At 68.4% G+C, this 21,740-nt stretch carries 24 protein-coding genes; 18 read left to right on the forward strand and 6 right to left on the reverse strand.

The annotated features are described in order from the left end of the window. Nucleotides 1-4 precede the first annotated feature (4 nt). From ACFQRE_RS04680 to ACFQRE_RS04690, 3 genes are all read right to left on the reverse strand, one after another. Entirely contained in the window at nt 5-1,522 is a 1,518-nt protein-coding gene (locus ACFQRE_RS04680) for an HNH endonuclease signature motif containing protein (protein WP_380119447.1), read from the reverse strand. A gap of 184 nt (nt 1,523-1,706) precedes the next feature. Continuing rightward, a complete protein-coding gene (locus tag ACFQRE_RS04685; protein ID WP_380119449.1) occupies nt 1,707-2,177 on the reverse strand; it encodes an META domain-containing protein in 471 nt (156 codons plus the stop codon). Between the two features lie 36 nt (nt 2,178-2,213). Continuing rightward, nucleotides 2,214-2,771 (reverse strand): ArsR/SmtB family transcription factor, encoded by a 558-nt coding sequence (locus ACFQRE_RS04690; protein WP_380119451.1) that lies wholly within the window; start codon nt 2,769-2,771, stop codon nt 2,214-2,216. A 52-nt stretch (nt 2,772-2,823) separates the two neighbouring features. On the opposite strand from ACFQRE_RS04690, the gene ACFQRE_RS04695 reads away from it, so the two are divergent. Genes ACFQRE_RS04695 through ACFQRE_RS04715 form a run of 5 tightly spaced genes read left to right on the forward strand, consistent with a single transcriptional unit; the run spans nt 2,824 to nt 7,595 of the window. Continuing rightward, nucleotides 2,824-4,065, forward strand: coding sequence for an MFS transporter (locus ACFQRE_RS04695; protein ID WP_380119453.1), 1,242 nt, complete (start codon nt 2,824-2,826; stop codon nt 4,063-4,065). Nucleotides 4,066-4,083: 18 nt separating this feature from the next. Next, nucleotides 4,084-4,953 (forward strand): ABC transporter ATP-binding protein, encoded by an 870-nt coding sequence (locus ACFQRE_RS04700; protein WP_380119455.1) that lies wholly within the window; start codon nt 4,084-4,086, stop codon nt 4,951-4,953. After that, nucleotides 4,950-5,747, forward strand: a complete 798-nt coding sequence (locus tag ACFQRE_RS04705) for an ABC transporter permease (protein WP_380119457.1) — start codon at nt 4,950-4,952, stop codon at nt 5,745-5,747. Before ACFQRE_RS04700 ends, ACFQRE_RS04705 begins: the two co-directional genes overlap by 4 nt. A 7-nt stretch (nt 5,748-5,754) precedes the next feature. Then, nucleotides 5,755-6,966 carry a sensor histidine kinase gene (locus ACFQRE_RS04710; RefSeq protein WP_380119459.1) on the forward strand — a complete coding sequence of 404 codons (1,212 nt, stop codon included), beginning with the start codon at nt 5,755-5,757 and terminating at the stop codon, nt 6,964-6,966. After that, complete coding sequence (locus tag ACFQRE_RS04715; protein ID WP_380119461.1) at nt 6,963-7,595, forward strand: response regulator; 633 nt, start codon at nt 6,963-6,965, stop codon at nt 7,593-7,595. Before ACFQRE_RS04710 ends, ACFQRE_RS04715 begins: the two co-directional genes overlap by 4 nt. Before the next feature lie 3 nt (nt 7,596-7,598). Here ACFQRE_RS04715 and ACFQRE_RS04720 read toward each other — a convergent pair whose 3' ends face one another. Next, complete coding sequence (locus ACFQRE_RS04720) at nt 7,599-8,333, reverse strand: AIM24 family protein (RefSeq protein WP_380119463.1); 735 nt, start codon at nt 8,331-8,333, stop codon at nt 7,599-7,601. A 142-nt stretch (nt 8,334-8,475) separates the two neighbouring features. Between ACFQRE_RS04720 and ACFQRE_RS04725 the strand changes: the two genes are divergently transcribed. Then, the gene (locus tag ACFQRE_RS04725) at nt 8,476-8,958 is read left to right on the forward strand and encodes a hypothetical protein (protein ID WP_380119465.1); all 483 of its coding nucleotides are present in this window, start codon (nt 8,476-8,478) and stop codon (nt 8,956-8,958) included. A gap of 40 nt (nt 8,959-8,998) precedes the next feature. On the opposite strand, the gene ACFQRE_RS04730 is transcribed toward ACFQRE_RS04725, so the two are convergent. Both ACFQRE_RS04730 and ACFQRE_RS04735 read right to left on the reverse strand, forming a co-directional pair. Next, a complete protein-coding gene (locus ACFQRE_RS04730) occupies nt 8,999-9,628 on the reverse strand; it encodes a DedA family protein (protein WP_380120427.1) in 630 nt (209 codons plus the stop codon). A 49-nt stretch (nt 9,629-9,677) separates the two neighbouring features. Further along, nucleotides 9,678-10,226 carry a DinB family protein gene (locus ACFQRE_RS04735; protein ID WP_380119467.1) on the reverse strand — a complete coding sequence of 183 codons (549 nt, stop codon included), beginning with the start codon at nt 10,224-10,226 and terminating at the stop codon, nt 9,678-9,680. On the opposite strand from ACFQRE_RS04735, the gene ACFQRE_RS04740 reads away from it, so the two are divergent. The 12 genes from ACFQRE_RS04740 (at nt 10,225) to ACFQRE_RS04795 (ending at nt 21,614) form a co-directional block, all read left to right on the forward strand. Next, nucleotides 10,225-10,875 (forward strand): TrmH family RNA methyltransferase, encoded by a 651-nt coding sequence (locus ACFQRE_RS04740; RefSeq protein WP_380119469.1) that lies wholly within the window; start codon nt 10,225-10,227, stop codon nt 10,873-10,875. The two genes, ACFQRE_RS04735 and ACFQRE_RS04740, sit on opposite strands and share 2 nt — an antisense overlap. Before the next feature lie 55 nt (nt 10,876-10,930). After that, nucleotides 10,931-12,934: a HelD family protein gene (locus ACFQRE_RS04745; protein WP_380120429.1), complete on the forward strand. Its 2,004-nt coding sequence runs from the start codon at nt 10,931-10,933 to the stop codon at nt 12,932-12,934. 157 nt (nt 12,935-13,091) lie between these two features. After that, the gene (locus tag ACFQRE_RS04750; protein ID WP_380119471.1) at nt 13,092-14,744 is read left to right on the forward strand and encodes an HNH endonuclease signature motif containing protein; all 1,653 of its coding nucleotides are present in this window, start codon (nt 13,092-13,094) and stop codon (nt 14,742-14,744) included. Nucleotides 14,745-14,843: 99 nt separating this feature from the next. Further along, nucleotides 14,844-15,215 (forward strand): YciI family protein, encoded by a 372-nt coding sequence (locus ACFQRE_RS04755; RefSeq protein ID WP_380119473.1) that lies wholly within the window; start codon nt 14,844-14,846, stop codon nt 15,213-15,215. Continuing rightward, nucleotides 15,212-15,586 (forward strand): YciI family protein, encoded by a 375-nt coding sequence (locus tag ACFQRE_RS04760; RefSeq protein WP_380119475.1) that lies wholly within the window; start codon nt 15,212-15,214, stop codon nt 15,584-15,586. Before ACFQRE_RS04755 ends, ACFQRE_RS04760 begins: the two co-directional genes overlap by 4 nt. Continuing rightward, entirely contained in the window at nt 15,583-15,972 is a 390-nt protein-coding gene (locus tag ACFQRE_RS04765; protein WP_380119477.1) for a YciI family protein, read from the forward strand. Before ACFQRE_RS04760 ends, ACFQRE_RS04765 begins: the two co-directional genes overlap by 4 nt. Next, complete coding sequence (locus tag ACFQRE_RS04770) at nt 15,969-16,331, forward strand: YciI family protein (RefSeq protein WP_380119479.1); 363 nt, start codon at nt 15,969-15,971, stop codon at nt 16,329-16,331. The genes ACFQRE_RS04765 and ACFQRE_RS04770 overlap by 4 nt, the downstream gene beginning before the upstream one ends. After that, nucleotides 16,328-17,584 (forward strand): RNA polymerase sigma factor, encoded by a 1,257-nt coding sequence (locus ACFQRE_RS04775; RefSeq protein WP_380119481.1) that lies wholly within the window; start codon nt 16,328-16,330, stop codon nt 17,582-17,584. The genes ACFQRE_RS04770 and ACFQRE_RS04775 overlap by 4 nt, the downstream gene beginning before the upstream one ends. 101 nt (nt 17,585-17,685) lie before the next feature. Beyond that, on the forward strand, nt 17,686-18,714 hold the full coding sequence (fbaA, locus tag ACFQRE_RS04780) for a class II fructose-bisphosphate aldolase (RefSeq protein WP_380119483.1): 1,029 nt from the start codon (nt 17,686-17,688) through the stop codon (nt 18,712-18,714). Between the two features lie 14 nt (nt 18,715-18,728). Continuing rightward, nucleotides 18,729-19,133, forward strand: a complete 405-nt coding sequence (locus tag ACFQRE_RS04785) for a DUF3151 domain-containing protein (RefSeq protein WP_380119485.1) — start codon at nt 18,729-18,731, stop codon at nt 19,131-19,133. Between the two features lie 260 nt (nt 19,134-19,393). Further along, nucleotides 19,394-20,179 carry a helix-turn-helix transcriptional regulator gene (locus tag ACFQRE_RS04790; RefSeq protein WP_380119487.1) on the forward strand — a complete coding sequence of 262 codons (786 nt, stop codon included), beginning with the start codon at nt 19,394-19,396 and terminating at the stop codon, nt 20,177-20,179. 133 nt (nt 20,180-20,312) lie between these two features. Next, entirely contained in the window at nt 20,313-21,614 is a 1,302-nt protein-coding gene (locus ACFQRE_RS04795) for an adenylosuccinate synthase (protein ID WP_380119489.1), read from the forward strand. Nucleotides 21,615-21,740 lie beyond the last annotated feature (126 nt).

The following is a 21,740-nucleotide window of genomic DNA, read 5'->3' on the forward strand; positions in this document are numbered from 1 at the left end:
ACGTTCACGCGACCTGCATCTCGTGCTCGAGACACCAGTCGTCCGGCGGGTCGGGAATCCATCCGCCCCAAGGATCTTCGGGCAGGGGGAGGTCCTGGAGGTGGACGTCGTTCGCCCAGTCGTCAGGAACGGTTTCGGGCGCGATCCAGCCCTCGCCGAGGATCGGTGGTGCGGTGGAGTCGTGGATCCGTCCGGTTGGGGTCGTGATGCGTATGTCGTGCGGTCCGGTTCCGTCGAGGCCGGTCGAGCGCACGGTGAAGTACCAGCCGACTTCTTCTTTGACGAGGTTGTGGCGTTTGCAGAGCCCGCCGGCGTTGGCGCCGGTCGTGGCGCCGCCGTCATGGACGGGTTGGACGTGGTCGGCCTCGATGGCGGGGGCGTCACACCAAGGGACGCGGCAGGTCGGGTCACGCAGCTCGAGGAAGCGGCGGAGGCCGCCTTGGAATCGGCGGCGCGTGGAGTCGAGAGCGACGAGGTCACGCCCGGTGGGGTCGGTGAACAAGCGGCGCAGCCACGCGAACGCGCCAGCGTCGCCAGTGGTCGCGGCGGCGGTTGTCTTGTCGTTGGTTGCGGTGGCGTGGTCGAGGAGGGCGGCGATGTGGGCGCGAGCTTCGGCTCCGGGGATCGGTCCCCAGCCGGGGATGACCGCCACGTCGTCCGCGGGCGCGTTGCCGCCGAACATTGCCGGGAGCAGGACTGTGTCCGTCATGACGAGGTTGACCTCGACGGGTTGCGGCTGACCCTTCGCCCGCCCGGAGAGCAGTTCGAGTGCGCGGTCGGAGAGCCAGGCACCCTTGCCGCGGGTGTCGGCCCTCGCGGCAGCGGCGGCGGCGTCCCACTGGTCGGCGGGCAGGTCGGGGTCGATCTGGTGGCGGCGTCCTTCCTCGGCCAGCAGGGCGACGTGGGCTCCGATGATGTCCTTCATCGGTCCCAGGATCGACATCCACGCCATCCCGTCGGGTGCGGGACGCACACTCATGCGGCGTGAGGCGACTGCCCGCCGGTTCCGCTCGGCCAACGACTCGGCGTCCAGCTGGGCACCCACACGACGGGCCGCCCCAGCCAACGCCTTGTCACCCAGCGATGTCATCGTCGCGGCCAACCGCTTGTCGACCTCGGCGCGGTGCTCGCGCGACAGGCACGCGGTCTCGCGGACCAGGATCCCCGCCCGCTTCTCACTGAGCTCACCGCGGGTCAACGCGGCCAGAGTTTCGGGCATCTCGCCGACGAGCGCTTTCGCGACACCCACGTGCTGATCCGCCAAGGTCGGAGAACACCGACGAGCCAACGCCAGGTCGGCGCGGACACTGCGCGAGTCCTCACCCAACGCTTCACGGTCCACCACTGAGGCAGCGGTCACGCGAGCCTGCGCCGCAGCCGCAGCACCCTTGAGGCACTCCAACGCGGCGACCACCTCAACCCGCTCCGCCTCGGTCAAACCCTCGGGCTCGACCGTGGCCAAAGAGGACAAGAAGGAGCGGACCTGAACCTCAGGCCCTGCGGCGAATGGTGTCCCCTCCATGCCTCTCATCGTACACCTGTCCACCGACACCCAAGCGGTTATCCACACACGAATTCAGCTGCAGCACAGCACAATTCATCACTTCGTAGCATGTACAGGCACGCCGACATCGGCCGCCTGCTCCACCCGCTGACCACCCACTCAGGAGTCCATCAGAAGCCTCTGACAGGCCCGCGGCGCCACGTCAGCGGATGAAGCCGATCCACCCCGCGTCGGTGTCGAACGCGAGCATCGGCCCGTCTGTCGAACCCTTGAGCTGCACGCTGGCGTGGTCGTCGATGAGGGCGGCCAGCCAAGCGTCCACGGCGGCCGGTTCCTCGGGGCAGCCGATCTCGGTCATGACGATCCCGTCGACGGCCGAAAGGCGATGATCCTCGATGGTGACCTTGGCACTCAGGTGGTTGCAGGCGGCATACAGGCGCAGTTCGTCGTCCTTGATGGTGAGTCGCACCGGCGTGGTCCACGGCTTCGTCCCATTGGAGGCGAAGCCCACGTGAGACACCCACTGCCCCTGCACACCGTCAAGCGAGGTGAGCCAGCCGGCATCGTTCTCGGACGCGCGATCGCGAGCCGACCACACGGCGTACGCGCCCCCGAGGAGGAGGGCAGCGACCACGCCGATCACGGTCCACGTCCGCCACGCGACGACTCTCATGACACTTGGACCTGTCCGCGCACCGTTCGGTTCCCGCTACTTCTCCGCAGGGAGGACCAGCGCGTAGACGTCCCACGGCCGAGCGTCGGCGGGGTGCTCGCGACGGGTGCGTCCACGGTGCGCTCGGAACACCGCGTGCAACTGCTCCTTGAGGACCTCGAGCTCGGCGTCGGTGACCCACAGCCGTCCTCGCGAGGTCATGCCCACCTCATCGCCGGTCTCCAAGGACTCCGCGAGCCGGTCCAGCCCCGCATCCAACCCCACGAACCATTTGGCCAGTGACGACCGGCTCAGATCCCGACCCGCAGCCCGGTGGGCCTCCGGCAGGATCGAGATCGTCGTCGCCGTCGATCGCCAGGGCCGCTCGCGCCCATCACTCGACGAGTCGCGCTCGACGACGCCCCACTTCTCCAGCGCGCGCAGGTGATAGCTCGTCGCCGACGGTGTGAGGTCCACGAGAGATGCCGCCTCGGTCGCGGTGAGCACTTCGCCCGAGAACAACTCGGTGATGAGTCGCTGCCGGGCCGGGTGAGCCAGCGCACGCAGGGCCCGGGGGTCCGTGATGCGCAGCTCGTCGGGTCGCTTCTTCGCCATGACCCCACTTTAGTGTTGACGGATCAATTCGTGAAGCGTTACCTTCATAGTTATGAAGCAACTACTTCACGAGTATGCCGGTGTGCTGGGTGTGCCGCAGGCTCGCCTTGTCCTCGGGGCGAGCCTCACGTCGGTCGTCGGCGACGTGATGGCCATGGTCGCGCTGCTTCTGCACCTCCATGACACAGGTCATGGACCGTCCGCCGTCATGGTGCTCCTCATCTGTTTCGCCCTGCCGCTCGTGCTGACGATGGGCGTCGCGGGCTCGGTCGCGGACGCACTCGACCCCCGCCGAGTCCTGGTCGTCGCGACCCTGGTGCAAGCCGTGGGCGCCCTCGGCCTCGTCGTCGCGCCCTCGCTCGGCTGGACCTGTGTCTCGGTGTTGGTGCTGCAGACCGGGTTCGCCTTCGCCAACCCGGTCTGGTCAGCCGTGATGCCCCTTGTCGTCGGCGAGGACCTCTCCGGCACCTACGTCTCCCTGTCGCAAGGACTGCGGGCGGTCGCGTCACCGCTGGGCGCCGCGCTCGCCGGGGTGTTGGTCCAGCACTGGGGGAGTCAGGCGGTCCTCGGTCTCAATGCTGCGAGCTTCGCCGGACTTCTCGCTGCCGCTGTCGCCCTGCGCGTCACCCGCAGACCAACCGCCCGCCACGCGACATCGTTCCTACCACGTGACGGACTCGCGGCCCTTCGTGCCAACCCCGTGATCGCGGCCCTGGTCTTCGGTGTCGTGCCGATCATCCTCACCGTCGAGGCGGTCAACGCCGTTGAGGTCTTCCTCGTCCGGGGCGAACTCGGTGCGAGCCCCGCTCAGTTCGGACTCGCCGAGGCATGCGGCGGAGTCGGTGCCGTGGTCGGCTCGTTCGCGGCCGCAGCGGTGAGGACTCGCGACCGCCGCATCGTCGGACTTCTGATCGGCATCGCCGCGGTGCCCATCGTCCAGATCGTGCAGGGGCTGGCTCCCAACCTCGGTGTGTATGCCGTGTCAGCCTTTGCCGTCGGTCTCGCCCTGGGCGTCGTCAACGCCTTGATCTTTGCCCTCTTCCTGCACGAGATCACCGAGGGTGACCGTGGCAAGGTCATCGCCCTCGTGAGCGGTCTGTCGAGAACGACGACGATCGCGGCCCTCGCCATCGGGGGAGTGCTTGCTACGCAGCTGGGTGCGCGGACGGCATACGTCGTCTGTGGTTCTCTCGGGCTGCTCATCGCGGCGTCCGCCGCGCTCAGAGTTCGCAGCGCCATCCACCGGTCGGTGGATGCCGAGTCCACCCGGCGGTCGGTGCCGCGCGGCACCTGACCGCACCATGCTGGACCCATGACAGCGATCAGCATCCGCGGGCTCGTCAAGGGCTATGGCGACAAGCGAGCCGTTGACGGGCTCGACCTGGACATCGAATCCGGCGAGGTCTTCTCGCTCCTCGGCCCCAACGGTGCCGGCAAGACCACGACGGTGGAGATCCTCGAGGGGTTCCGTACCCGCGACGCCGGGGAGGTGAGCGTCCTCGGACAGGATCCAGCGTCGGCAGATCGCCTGTGGCGCAACCGAATCGGCATCGTCCTGCAGAACTCCTCCGGCCTTGACCTCCTCACGCCCCGCGAGATCCTCAGGTCGACGGGCCGTGCGTATGCCCACCCACGCGACGTCGACGACGTCATCGCCTCTGTCGGGCTCGAGGAGAAGGCCGACGTGCGCATCACTGGACTCTCCGGAGGACAGCGCCGCCGCCTCGACGTCGGTCTCGGGATCGTCGGCCGACCCGAGCTCCTCTTCCTTGATGAGCCGACGACCGGCTTCGACCCGCAGGCACGCCGCGACTTCTGGGGGCTCATCCGCAGCCTGGCCTCCGAGGGCACGACGATCCTCCTCACGACCCACTACCTCGACGAGGCCGAACAGCTGGCTGACCGCGTCGGTGTCATCGCGGCCGGCAAGCTGCTCGCACTCGACACCCCCGCCAACCTCGGCGGCCGTGCCTCCGAGGAGGCCACGGTGTCGTGGACCGAGGACGGCCAGCGACGCACCCTGCGCTCTGCCACCCCGACCCTCGAGGTCACGCGACTCGCCGAGCGGCTCGGCGGCGAAGTCCCCGAACTCGTCGTCAGTCGTCCCTCGCTCGAGGACACCTATCTCTCACTCATCGCACCGCACATCGAAGCTGTTCAGACAGAAGAGGTCATGGCATGAACGCCCTCGCCCTGGGAGTCGACCGCACGGTCCTCGAACTCAAGATGTACTCGCGCGAGAAGGAAGCCGTCTTCTTCTCGTTCCTCTTCCCCATCCTCATGCTCGGCCTCTTCTCGGTGATCTTCGGAGACGACATGGAGTCCGGCGGCGCGCAGATGAGCGCCGCCGAGTACTTCCTGCCCGGCATGATCTCGGCAGGCATCCTGCTCACGTCGTTCCAGACGATGGCGATGTCGGTGACCGCCGAGCGGGACGACGGCACCCTCAAGCGACTGCGCAGCACTCCCATGCCGGCGGTGTCCTACTTCCTCGGCAAGGTCGGTTTGGTCGTCGTCACCGCCCTCGCCCAGCAGGTGCTGCTCCTCGCCGTCGCCAAGTTCGCCTTCGGGGTGGACCTGCCCGACACGGCTGGCCGCTGGTTCACCTTCGCGTGGGTCTTCGGGCTCGGAGCCTTCGCCGGCACCGTCCTCGGCACGGCCTACAGCTCGCTCGCCTCGGCGCGCTCGGTCGGCGCCATCGTCATCGCGCCGATGCTCATCCTGCAGTTCATCTCCGGCGTCTACTTCGCCTTCACCGACATCCCGTCATGGCTCCAGCAGATCGCCTCGGTCTTCCCGCTCAAGTGGATTGCGCAGGGCATGCGATCCGTCTTCTTCCCCGATGTGATGGCCTCCTTGGAGATGGGTGGCACCTGGGAGCACGGCCGCACCGCGATGGTGCTCGGCGTGTGGGCCGTCGCTGGCCTGGTCCTGTGCGTTCTCACCTTCCGCTGGTTCAAGCGCGGCACGACATGATGGCACCGTGACCGAGTCGCCGACCCCGATGGCAGAGCTCTCGAGCGACCAGCTCGCCGCGATGTGGCGCGGGCAGGCGAAGTGGTGGCACCTCGGCTGCTACGCACTGATCGCGACGGCGGTCACCGTCGTGCTGCTCGAAGGGCCGGGGGCGCATGGTCGCCTGCCGACCGTCGTCCTGCTTGTGGGGATCGCGGTCGCCTACACCGTTTTTGGTCGCCGCGCGATCCAACGCGAAGGCACTCGGTATGCCGTGCTCTACCAGTTGTGCGCGTGGGCCTGCCTCCTCACCGTCATCGTCATCGACCCCGGCTTCGAGTCGTGGCTGCTCTTCTTCTGCCTCTTCCCCCAGATCTGGGCCACGTTTGAGAAGAGGTCGGCGCTGATCGGGACGGGCCTGGCCCTGGCCGCGCTGTTCACCGCAGCCGTCGTGCCGGCCGCCGATCCGGTCGCGGAGGTGCCCAGCGCCCTCGTGTCCGTCGTCATCTCGTTCGTCCTGTCGGCCTCCTTGGGCATGTTCATCCACCGGATCATCAGTGAAGCGGAGGAGCGAGCCATGGTCATTGACGAGCTGCGCTCCACCAGGGCTCAGCTCGCCGCCGTAGAGCGCGCCCACGGTGTGCAGGACGAGCGCAGCCGCCTCTCCCGCGAGATCCACGACACCCTGGCCCAGGGCTTCACCTCGGTCATCGCGCTGGCCCGGGCCGCCAGTTCCGCCCTCGATCGCGATGACGTCGACAAGGCTCGGGAGCGGCTCGCCATGATCGAGAGCACTGCCGTCGACAACCTCGCCGAGGCGCGCGTCATCGTCGCCGAGCTCACCCCCGGTCACCTCCAGTCGCGCACGCTCGTCGAGGCGCTCGCACGGCTCGCCGACACGATGACGCGAGAGACCGGCATACAGGTGTCGTCGTCCGTCGCAGGGGAACCAGCCCCGCTGGGTGGCAACGCCGAGGTCGTCGTGCTGCGCTGCGCCCAGGAGGCACTGTCCAACGTTCGTCGCCACTCCGGCGCGCAGACCGCGGCCGTGACCCTCGCCTATGAGCCCGAGCGCATCGCCCTCGAGGTGATCGACGATGGATCCGGCTTCGACCCCGCGACAGCCAGTGGGTTCGGCCTCGACGGATTGCGCTCTCGTGCAACCGAACTCGGCGGAGACGTCACCATCGCTCGCGGAACACCGAGCGGCACCCGACTCGTCATGGAGCTGCCCCGATGATCCGCATCCTTGTCGTCGACGACCACCCCGTCGTGCGCGCCGGAATGGTTGCGCTGCTCAGCGAACTCGAGGACCTCGACGTCGTCGGAGAAGCTGGCAACGGCGCCGAGGCGCTCGCCCTCTCGCCGAAGCTCGCTCCCGATGTGGTCCTCATGGATCTGCGTATGCCGGTCATGGACGGTGCCGAGGCCACCGCTCGCCTTCGTGCCCAACCGGACCCGCCCGAGGTGCTCGTCCTCACGACCTACGACACCGACGCCGACATCGTGCGGGCCGTCGAGTCGGGCGCTCGCGGCTATCTGCTCAAGGACACCCCGCCAGCCGTCCTCGCCGACGCCATCCGCCGCGCCGCCCTGGGTGAAACGGTCCTCGCGCCACCAGTGGCGGCCCGACTCGCCGAGCGACTGCGCGCCCCAGCACAGGTCGAACTGACCCCCCGAGAACTGGACGTCCTGCGTGCTGTGGCACGCGGGCTGTCCAACGGAGAGATCGGTCGCGAACTCTTCATCGGCGAGGCAACCGTCAAGACCCACCTGCTGCGGATCTTCGCCAAGCTCGAGGTGACGGACAGGACCGCCGCGGTCACGGCGGCATACAGGATCGGTCTGATCACGCTGCCGCGGAACTGACCCTCAGCCGAGGACCTGGCCGAGGAGGCCGCCTGCGCCTCCACTGCCGCCGCCACCCTGCTGCTGGTGGGCGCCGTCGACGACCGACTCGCTGGGCTGGACGAGGACGTAGCCCTGGCCGGTGAAGGCCATCTGCAACGTCTCACCGGACCCACCGCGCACCAGGGAGCCGAGGCCTCCGGTGTCGACACGGACATCCATCTGCACGCCTGCAGTCCACAGCACAACGGCCTGGGCGTCCCCGAACGTGGGGGCACTGGCGACATCGAGGGCCACGGGGTCGCCCTTGGTCGTGACCGCGACGTAGCCGGTCCCCTGGAGCGAGACGTTGTAGAGGCCGCCGGTCATGGCCGCACCGCGGGCCTGGATCCGGTGGATGTCCCAGGTGATCGAGCTGCTGAAGGCCAGCACGTTGTTGCCGTTGACCGAGATGGCGTCGTTCTCGAGATACATGATCTGGACCTCGGCAGCGGCCTCCGCGAGGAACAGGTCGCCCTGCCCGGAGCAGGTCATCATGGTCAGGCCCTCGCCCGTGACGGCGGACTTGAGGAACTTCCCCATGCCGGAGCCCTTCTTGGCGAAGCGCACGTCACCCTGGTAGGCGACCATCGATCCGGCGCGGGCCATGACCTCGCCGTAGCGCATGTCGACGCGGAGCAGTTTCTTGTTCTGCAGGGAGAACGGGTCGGCCGCCTCCTTCTCCTTGAAGTCCTGGAAAAGCGAGCCGTGGATCGTCATCTTCGGTACCCCTCGCAGTTGGTGTCTCTGCCCGAAACTGGGGCCGGGCGCTTGTCTGCAAACGTATTCCACCGCGTGATCGCAGGGCTATCGTTTCAACAGACTCACCACCACGAGCGCACGACCAGCGCAGGAGGCAGACATGGGGTTCCTCGACAAGGCCACAGCGGCGGCCAAGCAGGCCGCGACCGACGCCAAGAAGGCTGCGACAGACTTCCAGGCAGCCAATCCCAACCTGATGAGTGGCAACCTGGGGGGAGGCCCCAGCGGCGGCGCCCCGGCCGACCGACTGTTGCGTGATCTCGGGGTGCTCGCCTACCTGAACGCGCAGGGTCGTCCTGGTTCGGCTGACGAGCACCAGCGAATCATGGGCGAGCTGCAGCGTCTCGAGTCCGCGGGCGGACTCGACCTCACGCTCACCTCGGCGTATGCCGCCCCCGGGGCTCCGCCGCCGCCTCCCGGCGCGGTGCGCAGCGCCCACGAAGCCGCCCAGGCCCCGCCGCCGCCCCCGGCGCCGATGGGCAGCGCCCCGCCGCCCCCCGCAGCGGCCCCGCCAACGTCCAGCGAGGACCTCGGCGGCGGTCAGGGAACGGGCGCACCCCCACCGCCGCCCAGCTGGAGCTGAACTGCACTGACTGCACTGAACTGAACTGCGCCGACCTGGCTCAGGCGTTCTCGCGGGCCTTGTTGCGGTGCCGGAGGTACTCGAAGAGCATCGGCAGCACCGAGGCGAACACGATGAGAAGGACGGCAGCCTCGAGGTTGTCGTGGATGAACGTGATGCCGCCGAGGAAGTAGCCCAGCAGCGTGATGGTCGTGGCCCACAGGACGGCTCCGACGGCGCTCCACACGAAGAAGTGGCGGCGATCCATTTTGCCGACGCCGGCGACGACGGTGATGAAGGTGCGCACGATCGGCACGAACCGGCCGATGACGAGCGCCTTGGCGCCGTACTTCTCGAAGAACGCGTGCGTCTGGTCGAAGTACTTCTTCTTGATGAAGCGGCCCTCGCGCTCATAGAGCGGGGTGCCGATGGCCCGGCCGATCTCGTAGCCGGCGACGTTGCCCAGGAAGGCCGCGATGCTGAGGATCACGCACGCCAAACCGATGTTGATGCCGATGTCGCCGCGGTTGATGAACAGGCCGATCGCGAAGAGCAGCGAGTCGCCCGGGAGGATCGGGAAGAGCAGTCCGCACTCGATGAACACGATGAGGACACTGACCCAGAAGAACTGGGAGCCGAAGCGGTCCAGGAGCCACTGGGGGTCCATGAAGTCGGGGCCGAGCGAGGGCATCATCACGGGCGCAAGGGTATGCCGTGTCTCTGAACGTCCGCTGAACGGCTCACTGGCCGGTGCGACCGTCGATGCACTCGCGCAGCAGGTCGGCGTGCCCGAGGTGCTGGGCATACTCCTCGATGAGGTGGACGACGACGTCGCGAACATTGAGTTCGCCGTGGTGGCCCGCGTCGATGACCTGACCCATGTCGTCGTGCGCGGCGAGCCAGGCTTCGGCATACGCGACCTCTTCACGCCACGCCGCCCAAGCGGCATCGACCGACTCCTGGTCGCCCACGACATCGTTGAAGTCGGCGTCGGAGCGCGGCGGTCCCCAGAGCCGCTCGGCGTCCTCGCCGGCCAGGGTCCGGCGCCACCAGCCGCGCTCGACCTCCGCGAGGTGTCGCACGAGTCCGAGCAGGGACATCGACGACGGTGGGACGGAACGCTGAGCCATCTGCTCCGGGTTCAGCCCGTCGCACTTCAGCTCGAGCGTCTGTCGACGATGACGCAGGTATGCCGCGTAGTTGTCGCGTTCGTCCATCGGCGGGCTGTCGCTCTCGCGGGGGTCCTCGTCGGGCGCCACCCACATGTCGTCGTACGTCTCGTTGCTCATGCCTGACATTGTTGGCCCCGTGAGTGACGAGCGCGAGGCGATTGTTGGCGTCGGCCCCTGGGAGGGGCCGTGGCCCGACGACGACCGGCTCGACCCGGACCTGCTGCGCGACGGCGATCGGCGCAACGTCGTCGACGACTACCGCTACTGGCGGCACGACGCGATCGTCGCCGACCTCGACACGCGTCGCCACGACTTCCACATCGCCATCGAGAACTGGGAGCACGACTTCAACATCGGCTCGGTCGTCCGCACCGCCAACGCGATGGGCGCCGCCGCCTTCCACATCGTCGGCCGGCGCCGGTGGAACCGCAGGGGTGCGATGGTCACGGACCGCTACCAGCACGAGCACCACCACCCCGCGCCAGGTGACCTGGCCACGTGGGCTGGTGCGAACGGCATACGCCTCATCGGGATCGACAACCTGCCCGGCAGCCGCCCGCTCGAGACCTACGACCTCCCGAGGAACGCGATGCTCGTCTTCGGGCAGGAGGGGCCGGGGTTGTCCGAGGCGATGCGTGCGGAGTGCGAGGCGACGCTGCACATCGAGCAGTTCGGTTCGACCCGCTCGATCAATGCCGGCGCTGCCGCAGCCATCGCCATGCACGCCTGGGTGCGACGGCACGTCTTCGACCAGCCGATCACCTAGGCTGTCTCTTCCCCCCAACACACCCTGAGCTCAGGAGAGGCACTTCGTCATGCCCATGAACGAGGAGCTCACGGAAGAACAGCACCATCTCGCGAACGCGCGAGCCGAACTGGCCCGCATGCGCGAACGCACCCTGGCGCTCGACATCCAGGGCGGTGACGCGGTCTCGTCGGAGCGGCTCGCCGAGACCCTGTGGCGTCGGGCCCGATCGCTCGAGGACGACCCGACGACGGCGCTCTTCTTCGGCCGCGTCGACCTCGACACCGACGAGCGCTGGTACATCGGCCGTCGCCACGTCACCGACGACGCGGGCGACCCCTTGGTGATCGACTGGAGAGCGCCGGTGTCGACGACGTTCTATCGCGCGTCGCACACCGAGCCGATGGGCGTGCGGCTGCGGCGACGCTTCGGCTACGACCACGGCTCGATCACCGCCATGGAGGACGAGCACCTGCTCGACGTCGGTGAGCCGGAAGCGCGCTCGCGGATCCTGGCGACCGAGATCGAGCGCCCGCGCGTCGGCCCCATGCGTGACATCGTCGCGACGATCCAGCCCGAGCAGGACGCGTTGGTGCGTGTCGACGCGACGACGACGGTCTGCATCCAGGGCGCACCGGGGACGGGTAAGACGGCGGTCGGTCTGCACCGCGCGGCGTGGTTGCTCTATGCCTATCGCGCTCGGCTCGGTCGCAGCGGAGTCCTCGTCATCGGCCCGAACGACGCCTTTCTCGAACACATCGGTGCAGTGTTGCCCACACTTGGTGAGGTCGAGGTCCGGCACACGAGCATCGAGGCACTCACCGCATCGGTGCCGATCCGCGCGACGGAGGCGACAGCCGTCGCACAGCTCAAGGGTGACGCGCGGATGGCCGCGGTGTTGCACCGCGCCGTGTGGTCGCACCTCGTGCCGCCCGGTGAGGCGATGGTTGTGCCGCGCGGGGCGCGCAGGTGGCGGGTCGCGGCATACGACATCGCTCCTCTGGTCGATGGGCTCGCGGGTCGCGATATCCGCTACGACGCCGCTCGGGTGCTGTTGCCGCAGCGGCTTGCTCACGCCGTGCTGGTCAAGATGGAGGCGTTGGGGGAGTACCCCGATGACCGCGTGCAGGACGCCATCGCGCGCAGCGCTCCGGTCAAGGCGTATGCCGCGTCGCTCTGGCCCAAGGTCGACGCCCGTGCGCTGCTGCACCGGTTGTTGTCGGACAGTGATGCACTCGCGACCGCGGCCGAAGGCGTGCTGAGCGACGAGGAGCAGCAGCTGTTGCTCTGGGAAAAGCCCTCTCGCGCAGCGGGATCGGCGAAGTGGACCCTCGCCGACACGGTGCTGCTGGATGAGTTGGGCGACCTCCTCAACCGGACACCGAGCCTGGGCCACGTCGTGTTGGACGAGGCCCAGGACCTCTCACCGATGCAGCTGCGAGCGGTCGGTCGACGCTGCTCGACGGGGGCCGCGACGGTGCTTGGTGACATTGCGCAGGGGACGACGCCGTGGTCGACGGCGTCGTGGGCCGAGAGTCTCCACCACCTCGGCAAACCCGACGGCGTGGTGTCAGAGCTGCGCCGCGGGTTCCGCGTGCCGGCGAGCGTCATCGAGTTCGCGGCGCGGCTGCTGCCCCAGGCGGCGCCCGGTCTCGCGGCTCCGGAATCGGTGCGAGACAACCCTGGTCGGCTCGATCTGGTTACCGTGGGACCCGCCGATCTGGTGAGTGAGACTGTCTCGCAGGTGGATCGGCTGCGTGTCCTCGAAGGCAGTAGCGGCGTCATCGTTCCTGACGGGCGGGTCGCCGAGGTGTCCCGAGCGCTCGATGCTGCCGGGATCGAGCACGGCACGCTCGGTGCCACTCATGGGGACGTTGACCACCAGGTTGACGTCGTTCCCGCGACGGTGGCCAAGGGCCTCGAGTTCGACCACGTCCTCGTGTTGGAGCCGGGCGAGATCGCGGCCGCCGAGCCGGACGAGCGCACGGGCCTGCGGCGTCTGTACGTCGTCCTCACTCGTGCCGTTTCCGATCTCACCGTCGTCCACTCCGCGCCACTTCCGGACGCCTTGAGGAACTAGGGTTCCCGACGCTGTCAGTGGCTGTTGTCAGCCTGGTTGACGAGGGTGCGGCTTGTCGTGCCTGTATGGTGAATATCGTTGTGCCACTTGCGAATTCAGCCCAGAGCGTAGCCCGAAAACCTTGACTCTAGAACTCACGTTCGAGTATTGTTGGGTCATGGAGACCACCGCTGCGACCGCCGCCCTTGAGGGCCGGTATGCCGCGTTGCGTGCGTGCGCTGACCAGTTGAGTTCCGATGAGCTCCTGGACGTCATCGAGCTCGCGCAGCGGGAGAAGGACGCGGCGTCGGCCCGGCAGGCGGTGGCGTTGGCGCACCTGTCCGCGCGCGATGCGCACCGGCAGGAGGACGGCATGCCTGCGGAGGTGCATCACGGGTTGGGCTACCAACGCCTGGACGGGCCGGAGCTGGCGGCACCCAGGTTGGGGTGTTCGGTGTTCGTGGCGACGAACCGGATCCTGGATGCGATCCGGCAGATGACCCGCACCCCGGCCGTGGTCGATGCCATGGCCTGTGGTGACCTGGATGAGTACCGTGCCCGGGTTGTGACGGAGGAGACGGAGTTCTTGTCGGCGGAGTCCGCGGCGGAGGTGGTGGACCGGGTCAAGGACGTGTGGGGGCAGCTGACCGTGGGCCCGTTGCGTCAATTCCTGGCCCGGACCGCGGCGCTGGTGGACCCGGATGCGGTGACCGCGCATGTGGAGGACGAGCGCGCCCGGCGCGGGTTGACGCGTCGCACCGGCGTCAACGGTACTGATCACTGGCGCGGTGACTTCCGTGTCGAGGACGCGCGTGGTGCGTGGGCTGCTGTCACCGAACGCGCCCGCCAGCTGGTGCGGGAGAACAAGGCCCACAGCCTCGAACTCGCCCGGGCGGACGCGATGATGGAACTCATCCTCGAACACAGTGATGTCAAGGTCATCGTCCACACCACCCGCGCCGCCGACGACGGTGACACCACCGCCACCACCGCCGACACCAACACCGCCGCGGCGAGCGGTGCAGCGGAGGACCTGGTTGAGGTGGGTGGCCTCGGACAAGGTGGCACGACCTTCGTGCGCCGTGAATGGCTCGACAATGCCGGCACCTCCGACCCCGACCGGGAACTGACCTGCGACCGCGACACCGGCGCACTCGTGCACGGTGACGTACCCGCAGCGTTGGCTCGCGGACAGGCTCGCGCCCGACGTGCCCACCGCAAAGCCGAACGCTCCGACCAGAACCTCGAAGACTTCAGCCAGTCCTACCGGGTGCCCGACGGCATGGCCCGACTCACCCGACTACGCGATGGATCCTGTCGCTTCCCGGGGTGCACTGTGCCCGCACACCAGTGCGACCTCGACCACGTCCGCCCCTGGCCGACCGGACCCACAAGCCCGATCAACCTCATGTGCCTGTGCCGACGCCACCACCGCATCAAGCAACGCGACGGCTGGACCGTGACACTCCACCCCGACGGCACAGTCACCTGGACCGACCCCACCAGGCTGCAACGCACCACGTGGCCCGTGGACCACCTCCACCTCGTCACCGCCGGACACACCCACCGCGACCCGTCCGCGTCCACCACGTCCTCGGCGCGAGCCGACGGCGGCGACATCCCCACCACCTTCGAGGAGGAGCTCATCGAACTCCTCGGCGGACCCGACAACGCCCAACCCCGCGCGTACCCGTTCGCGTTCGACATGAACGGCAACACCTTCGGCGGCCCACCACCACGCATCGACCTCGACTTCAACCCCAGCTGGAACCGCTACCACGTCGACTTCCCACCGCGACCACCCCGCCCGCCCCAACCCATCCCCTTCTGACGCGTTTCGAGTCGTGTTGTCGATTCGGCTGTGGTTCGCTCGTCAGGTGAGTGAGGTCGCACTCGCGCCCTCACTCACCACGACCACTTGGAGAACCCGATGAGTCGCTTCCTCGTCCTGCTGCCCGCACCTGAGGCGGAGTGGGCGCAGCTCCCAGCCGAGGAGCACGAGAAGGGGATGCGCTCCCACGAGCAGTTCCATCGTGACCTCGCCGCGGGTCAACACAAGATCGTGGCTGGCGGCCCGTTGGAGCCGTCGGCGCGCGCAGTCTCGATGCGCCCCGGCGAGCGGGGCGGGCCAGCGCTCGTCACCGAAGGTCCGTTCACTGAATCCGTCGAGCAGATCGTCGGCTTCTACCTCCTGGACTCCGAGGACGGTGACGACCTGCGTCGCGTCTGCGAGGAGTTCGCGTCCCGTGGTGAACACATCGAGTTCCGCCGGATGGCCGAGACAGAAGAGGATCTGACATGAGCGCACAGACCAAGGAATACGTCGTCCTCATCATCGGAGACGCCGATCGCTGGTGGACCACGATGACCGACGAGGAACGCAAGGCCGGGTATGCCGTCTACGACCGTTTCGGTGAAGAGCTCGCCGAGCGTGGACACGAGGTGACTGGTGGAGCCGAACTGAATCTCTCCTCCACCGCCAGGACCATCCGTGCCGGCGGGGGCCCCGTCACCGACGGCCCGTACGCGGAGTCGGCCGAGCAGGTCGGAGGCTTCTACCAGGTCAGGACGGAGAATCTCGACGACCTCCTCGAGTGCTGCCAGATGCTCGCCGAGCTCGGCGACGGCATCGAGGTCCGCCCGGTCGTCACCGACGAGGACCGGGCGTCATGAAGCGCTACGTCATCCTGCTGCCCGGCGACGAGTCGGCGTGGGAGGCCGCGACCCAGGAGCACCGTGACGCGGTCTATGCGCGACACGACGAGTTCGGTCAGCAGCTGAGGGCGCACGGCCACACCGTTGTCGGTGGTGCCGAGCTCACCCACTCGCGTGAGGCCAAGCTCGTGCGGGCAGATGCCGACGGGAAGGTCATGGTGAGCGATGGTCCCTTCGCGGAGACCGCCGAACAGCTGACCGGCTACTACGAGGTCGAGACCGACGACCTCGAGGACCTGCTCCAGCTGGTGGGCCTCGTCGCCGGACCAGATCACGACCGCGCCGGCATGGGCGGCGTCGAGGTGCGTCGCGTCATCGGTGACGAGGATCGGGTGTCGTCGTGAAGCGCTACGTCTTCCTCCTCGCCTACCGCGAGAGCATCTGGGGCGAGGCGTCAGTCGAGCAGCAGCAGTCGTGGATGGAGGATCACGAGCGCTTCCACGCGTTCGTCGCCCTCCATGGGCGCACGATCGCGACGGCTCCGCTGGCCAGCGTCAGCGATGCGACGACCGTCCGCCACATCGAGGGTCAGCGCGTGGTCACCGACGGTCCGTTCGCCGAGACGACGGAGACCGTTGGCGGCTACTACGACATCGAGCTCCCGAGCCTCGACGTCGCCATCGAGGGGGCGGCCCTCCTGCCGTCCGGCTACGCCATCGAGATCCGGCCGACCATCTCGATGGGGGAGGCCGCGACCGCGTGACCGCTCTCGAGCGCGTCGTGCGCGAGGAGTGGGGCCGACTCGTGGCCCTGCTCCTCGCCCAGTTCCGACGCCTCGACCTCGTCGAGGACGCGCTCGCCGAGGCCGTCGCGACCGCTCAGGCGCGCTGGCCCGACGACGGCGAACCCGACAACCCCAGCGCCTGGCTCGTCACAGCGGCCCGGCGCCGCATCCTCGACCGGCTCCGCGCCGAAGCCATGGCCGCCCGCAAGGAGCCACTCCTCCTCGTCGAGGCGACGCACCGGCAACGACAGGAGGGCCTCATGGTCGACGACGGCTCCATCGTCGACGACGACCTGCTCCGCCTCGTCCTCATGTGCGCCCACCCGGCCCTGCCCGCCGAGGGCGCCGCTGCCCTGTCCCTCCGCCTCGTCATGGGTATCTCGACCGCGGACGTCGCGCGACTCTTCCTCGTGCCCGAACCAACGATGGCGGCGCGGATCACCCGGGCCAAGAAGAAGATCGTCAGCGCGGGCATCCCCTTCGCCATCCCCGGGACCGAAGCGATCGGTGAGCGACTCGACGTCGTGGCACACACGGCATACCTCGCGTTCACGGCCGGCTACGCGCCCGGGAGCGGACCCGACCTCCTGCGCGCCGAGCTCGCCGGTGAGGCGATCCGGCTCGCCCGAGTGGCACACCGCCTTCGACCGACCGACGCGCTCGCGCACCTCATCGCCCTCATGTCGCTACAGCACTCGCGGCGGGACGCCCGGGTCAGCCCCGACGGATCGCTCGTCCTCCTCCCCGACCAGGACCGTCACCGCTGGCACCACGACGAGATCGCTGAGGCGGTGGCCCTCCTCGACGCCACGCGGCCAGGGTCGTCGCCCCTGTCCGAGAGCTACCGCTTGCAGGCGCGGATCGCGGCTGAGCACGCGACCGCACCATCACCGGAAGCGACCCGATGGGACCGCATCACCACCTTGTATGCCGCCCTCGAACAGCTCTCCCCCTCACCTGCCGTCCGGGTCGCCAGAGCAGTCGCGGTGGCAGAGGCGGACGGGCCACGGGCAGGGCTGGCACTGCTCGACGGCCTGGACCTGCCCGGGCACCGGCTGCCCGCGGTTCGCGGCGAGCTCCTCGCCCGGGCGGGGGACCTCGAGGCGGCAAGGGACAGTCTTGCGACGGCGATATCCCTCTGCGACAACGAGATCGAGCGGCGACATCTGGAGCGTCGACGTGCTGAGGTTCGCCACGATGAGCCGCCAACTCGTGTCGTTCCCAAGACCTGACGCGGTGGTTTGCGGTCGCTGGCTGGGCATGGCCTGTTGTCCCGAGGACCCTCGTGGAAGGATCGGCGGGAGATCCTGCTCACCGTTGACAAGGAGACCCCATGCCCATCGCCACACCCGAGATCTATGCCGACATGCTCGACCGGGCCAAGAACGGCTCGTTCGCCTACCCGGCCATCAACGTCACGTCGAGCCAGACGATCACCGCGGCGATCCGCGGCTTCGCCGAGGCTGGGAGTGACGGCATCATCCAGGTCTCCACCGGCGGTGGTGAGTACGCATCCGGTTCGACGATCAAGGACATGGTCACGGGTTCGCTCGCGCTCGCGGCCTACGCAGAGGTGGTGGCCAAGAACTACCCGGTCAACATCGCGCTGCACACCGACCACTGCCCGAAGGACAAGCTCGACGGGTTCGTGCGTCCCCTCATCGCGGCGAGCACGGAGCGGGTCAGGGCCGGCGGCCTGCCGATCTTCCAGTCGCACATGTGGGACGGCTCGGTCGTGCCCCTCGAGGAGAACCTCGTCATCGCCGAGGAGCTGCTGGCGCTCTGCAAGGCCGCCAGGATCATCCTCGAGATCGAGGTGGGTGTCGTCGGTGGCGAGGAGGACGGTGTCGCCAACGAGATCAACGACCAGCTGTACTCGACGCCCGACGACGCCATCGCCACGGCGCGTGCGCTCGGCACCGGCGAGCAGGGTTACTACATGACTGCCCTCACCTTCGGCAACGTGCACGGCGTCTACAAGCCGGGCAACGTCAAGCTCAAGCCGGCGGTCCTCAAGGCAGCCCAGGACGCGGTCCACACGGAGTTCAACACTCCCAACGACAAGCCCTTCCACCTCGTCTTCCACGGTGGCTCGGGCTCGACCGCCGAGGAGATCGCCGAGGCCGTTGACTACGGCGTGGTCAAGATGAACATCGACACCGACACCCAGTACGCCTTCACCCGCCCGGTCGCCGAGTGGATGTTCCGCAACTACGACGGTGTCCTCAAGATCGACGGCGAGGTCGGCAACAAGAAGCAGTACGACCCGCGTGCCTGGGGCAAGGAGGCCGAGGCAGGCCTGGCCGCCCGCGTTCGCGAGGCCTGCGAGAACCTTCGTTCCGCCGGCACCCACCAGGCCTGAGAGGTCACGCACCCATGACGGAGAATCTCCTCGGCATCCCCGAGACCCGCCTCCCGCAGGACCCCGCAGCGCGCCTGCTCGATGACGGTGTGGCCGCCGACCAGGTCGCCGCGGCCAACCCCACGTCGTCGTTGGCCTGGGCCACCCTCGCCGAGGATGCCCTCGCCGACGGTCGCACCGTCGAGGGCTACGCCTATGCGCGCACCGGCTACCACCGGGCGCTCGACTCGCTCCGCAAGAACGGCTGGCGCGGCCAGGGTCCGGTCCCGTGGGAGCACGAGCCCAACCGCGGCTTCCTGCGCGCGCTCGCCGCCCTGTCCAAGGCGGCCGGAGCCATCGGCGAGGTCGATGAGGAGCGTCGCTGCGCCGACTTCCTGCGTGACTCGTCGGCCACAGGCGCGCGAGAGCTGGGACTGTAGCGCGCAGGTCAGAGACCCGAACGACCAAGCCGGCGAGGCGGCATACCCGGTGGTGAAAATGCATGCGAGAGGGGCTCGGACCATGGTCCGAGCCCCTCTTCCCCTGCCAGGGATGCCGCGCCGAAGCGCGCACCCGTCCGAGAGTGTCCCCTGCCACCTTGGGACGAGCGTGCGCCCATCATGCACTCTGCACAGAGTTTTCTGCGACACTTAGATGCCAATGGCAGCAACCTGCCGTCGCGCTCGTGCTGGAGGCACCCATGCCGCTGAACTCGCCGGATGTCACCTCGCCGGGTCGACTGCTCGAGGAGTACTTCGACCGCGAGAACGCGCGGATCGAAGAGCGACTGCGGGACCTCGGGCAGGTCCGAGGTCTGATCGACCGGCTGCGCGAGGCCGACCCGGCCCATCCGAGGCCAGGCGTCGAGCCGATCAGCGACGACCTCGCGCCGACGGTCGTCCAGCGGCTGCTCCACGAAGCAAGCGGCGTGCTGCGCAATGTCGCCATGGTCGTGGACTCCGGTCCGGCCCTCGATGACGCCACGATGCGCGACAACCAGCAGTGGATCAGCGATGGCAACCTCCAGCGGACGATCTATCCTGCGGCGGCACTCGACACGCCCCAGGGGGTGCAGTGGCTGCGCTCCTGGGCCGGCGTGGGGGAGGAGCAGCGACTGTTGCCCCAGGTGGGTTCGGAGTTCGCGGTGTTCGGCGAGACGGGAGCGGTCGGGTTGGCGCGCTGGGGTGACCTCACCTCGGGCTACGTCCTCGTGCGCGACCCGTTGCTCATCTCGACGCTGATCGCCTACTTCGACCTCGCGTGGGAGCACGCGCACGCCGTGCCCTTCGCGGCCAGCCTGCCCGGCGACCAGCGTCTTCTCGAGCTGCTCGGCATGGGCCTCAAGGACGAGGCGATCGCCCGCTTCCTCGGCATCGGGTTGCGCACCGTCCGTCGGCGGATCGCGGCGCTGATGTCGGTGCACGGAGTCGACACCCGCTTCCAGCTCGGAGCCGCGCTCGCCACCCAACGACCGAGGATCCGCTAGGGAGTCACCGGACGGGGCGTGACCGGGGCCACGCTAGTCTTGGTGGCATCGGGGGCCCGCCGCGTCACCACGCGCCGGGTTCCTCGCATGTCACGCACGCGCGGGCCTTCCGCGCAAGGAAGGACACAACCACATGCCGGCAATCGTGCTCGTCGGAGCCCAGTGGGGCGACGAAGGCAAGGGCAAGGCCACCGACCTCATGGGCGAGGACGTCGACTACGTCGTCAAGTTCAACGGGGGCAACAACGCGGGCCACACGGTCGTCATCGAAGGCGAGGACGGCCAGCGCGAGAAGTACGCCCTCCACCTCCTGCCCTCCGGCATCCTCACGCCGACCGTCACCCCGATCATCGGCAACGGTGTCGTCGTCGACCTCGAGGTGCTCTTCGAGGAGCTCGATGGTCTGAACGCGCGCGGAGTCGACACGAGCAAGCTGCTCATCAGCGCCAACGCGCACGTCATCGCGCCCTACAACCGCACCCTCGACAAGGTGACCGAGCGCTTCCTCGGTGCGCGCAAGATCGGCACGACCGGCCGCGGCATCGGCCCGACCTACGCCGACAAGATGAACCGCGTCGGCATCCGCATCCAGGACATCTTCGACGAGGGCATCCTGCGCCAGAAGGTCGAGGCGGCGCTGTCGCTCAAGAACCAGGTGCTCGTCAAGATCTACAACACGCGCGCTGCCGACGCCGATCGTGTTGTGGAAGAACTTCTCTCGTATGCCGACCGCTTGCGTCCCATGGTCGCTGACACTGCGCTCGTGCTCGAGCAGGCGCTCAACGACGGCAAGAACGTGCTCCTCGAGGCCGGCCAGGCGACCCTGCTCGACGTCGACCACGGCACCTACCCGTTCGTGACGTCCTCATCGGCCACGGCAGGTGGCGCGTGCACCGGGTCCGGCATCCCGCCGACTCGGGTGTCGCGGGTCATCGCGATCCTCAAGGCCTACACGACACGAGTGGGTGAAGGTCCGTTCCCGACCGAGCTCGACGACGACAACGGCGAGTTCCTGCGCAAGACCGGTGCTGAGTACGGCACCACGACCGGCCGCCCGCGTCGCTGCGGCTGGCTCGATGTCGTCATCGGCCGCTATGCCACCCGCATCAACGGTGTCACCGACTTCGTCATCACCAAGCTCGACGTGCTCACGGGCCTGGACACCGTCCCCATCTGTGTCGCCTACGAGGTCGACGGGGTCCGTCATGACGAGATGCCGGTGGGGCAGAGCGACTTCCACCACGCGAAGCCGATCTACGAAGAGCTCCCCGGTTGGTGGGAGGACATCTCCGAGTGCCGCACGTTCGAGTCGCTGCCGGCCAACGCGCAGGCCTACGTGCTGCGCGTCGAAGAGCTCATCGGGGCCCGCGTCTCGGCGATCGGTGTCGGCCCCGGCCGCCACGAGATCATCGAGCGCCACGCCCTGCTCGACTGACCCCACCCACAGCGTCTGCGGAAGTGGTTGCTAGAACCGCCACATGCGCAGACGCTACCCGGCCCCAGCTCGCAGCGTCTGCGGATGTGGGTGCTAGAACCGCCACATGCGCAGACGTAAGCGGGC

The organism is Knoellia pratensis (assembly GCF_042666395.1).
Classification (GTDB): Bacteria; Actinomycetota; Actinomycetes; order Actinomycetales; family Dermatophilaceae; genus Knoellia; species Knoellia pratensis.

Excerpts from the sequence above, each read along its gene's own strand:
- fbaA (WP_380119483.1), top strand. The coding sequence starts at position 17,686 with ATGCCCATCGCCACACCCGAGATCTATGCCGACATGCTCGACCGGGCC.
- ACFQRE_RS04755 (WP_380119473.1), top strand. The coding sequence starts at position 14,844 with ATGAGTCGCTTCCTCGTCCTGCTGCCCGCACCTGAGGCGGAGTGGGCG.
- ACFQRE_RS04705 (WP_380119457.1), top strand. The coding sequence starts at position 4,950 with ATGAACGCCCTCGCCCTGGGAGTCGACCGCACGGTCCTCGAACTCAAG.
- ACFQRE_RS04680 (WP_380119447.1), bottom strand. The coding sequence starts at position 1,522 with ATGGAGGGGACACCATTCGCCGCAGGGCCTGAGGTTCAGGTCCGCTCC.
- ACFQRE_RS04715 (WP_380119461.1), top strand. The coding sequence starts at position 6,963 with ATGATCCGCATCCTTGTCGTCGACGACCACCCCGTCGTGCGCGCCGGA.
- ACFQRE_RS04760 (WP_380119475.1), top strand. The coding sequence starts at position 15,212 with ATGAGCGCACAGACCAAGGAATACGTCGTCCTCATCATCGGAGACGCC.
- ACFQRE_RS04725 (WP_380119465.1), top strand. The coding sequence starts at position 8,476 with ATGGGGTTCCTCGACAAGGCCACAGCGGCGGCCAAGCAGGCCGCGACC.
- ACFQRE_RS04695 (WP_380119453.1), top strand. The coding sequence starts at position 2,824 with ATGAAGCAACTACTTCACGAGTATGCCGGTGTGCTGGGTGTGCCGCAG.
- ACFQRE_RS04765 (WP_380119477.1), top strand. The coding sequence starts at position 15,583 with ATGAAGCGCTACGTCATCCTGCTGCCCGGCGACGAGTCGGCGTGGGAG.
- ACFQRE_RS04720 (WP_380119463.1), bottom strand. The coding sequence starts at position 8,333 with ATGACGATCCACGGCTCGCTTTTCCAGGACTTCAAGGAGAAGGAGGCG.
- ACFQRE_RS04745 (WP_380120429.1), top strand. The coding sequence starts at position 10,931 with ATGAACGAGGAGCTCACGGAAGAACAGCACCATCTCGCGAACGCGCGA.
- ACFQRE_RS04730 (WP_380120427.1), bottom strand. The coding sequence starts at position 9,628 with ATGCCCTCGCTCGGCCCCGACTTCATGGACCCCCAGTGGCTCCTGGAC.
- ACFQRE_RS04700 (WP_380119455.1), top strand. The coding sequence starts at position 4,084 with ATGACAGCGATCAGCATCCGCGGGCTCGTCAAGGGCTATGGCGACAAG.
- ACFQRE_RS04795 (WP_380119489.1), top strand. The coding sequence starts at position 20,313 with ATGCCGGCAATCGTGCTCGTCGGAGCCCAGTGGGGCGACGAAGGCAAG.
- ACFQRE_RS04785 (WP_380119485.1), top strand. The coding sequence starts at position 18,729 with ATGACGGAGAATCTCCTCGGCATCCCCGAGACCCGCCTCCCGCAGGAC.
- ACFQRE_RS04690 (WP_380119451.1), bottom strand. The coding sequence starts at position 2,771 with ATGGCGAAGAAGCGACCCGACGAGCTGCGCATCACGGACCCCCGGGCC.
- ACFQRE_RS04685 (WP_380119449.1), bottom strand. The coding sequence starts at position 2,177 with ATGAGAGTCGTCGCGTGGCGGACGTGGACCGTGATCGGCGTGGTCGCT.
- ACFQRE_RS04790 (WP_380119487.1), top strand. The coding sequence starts at position 19,394 with ATGCCGCTGAACTCGCCGGATGTCACCTCGCCGGGTCGACTGCTCGAG.
- ACFQRE_RS04735 (WP_380119467.1), bottom strand. The coding sequence starts at position 10,226 with ATGAGCAACGAGACGTACGACGACATGTGGGTGGCGCCCGACGAGGAC.
- ACFQRE_RS04750 (WP_380119471.1), top strand. The coding sequence starts at position 13,092 with ATGGAGACCACCGCTGCGACCGCCGCCCTTGAGGGCCGGTATGCCGCG.
- ACFQRE_RS04740 (WP_380119469.1), top strand. The coding sequence starts at position 10,225 with ATGCCTGACATTGTTGGCCCCGTGAGTGACGAGCGCGAGGCGATTGTT.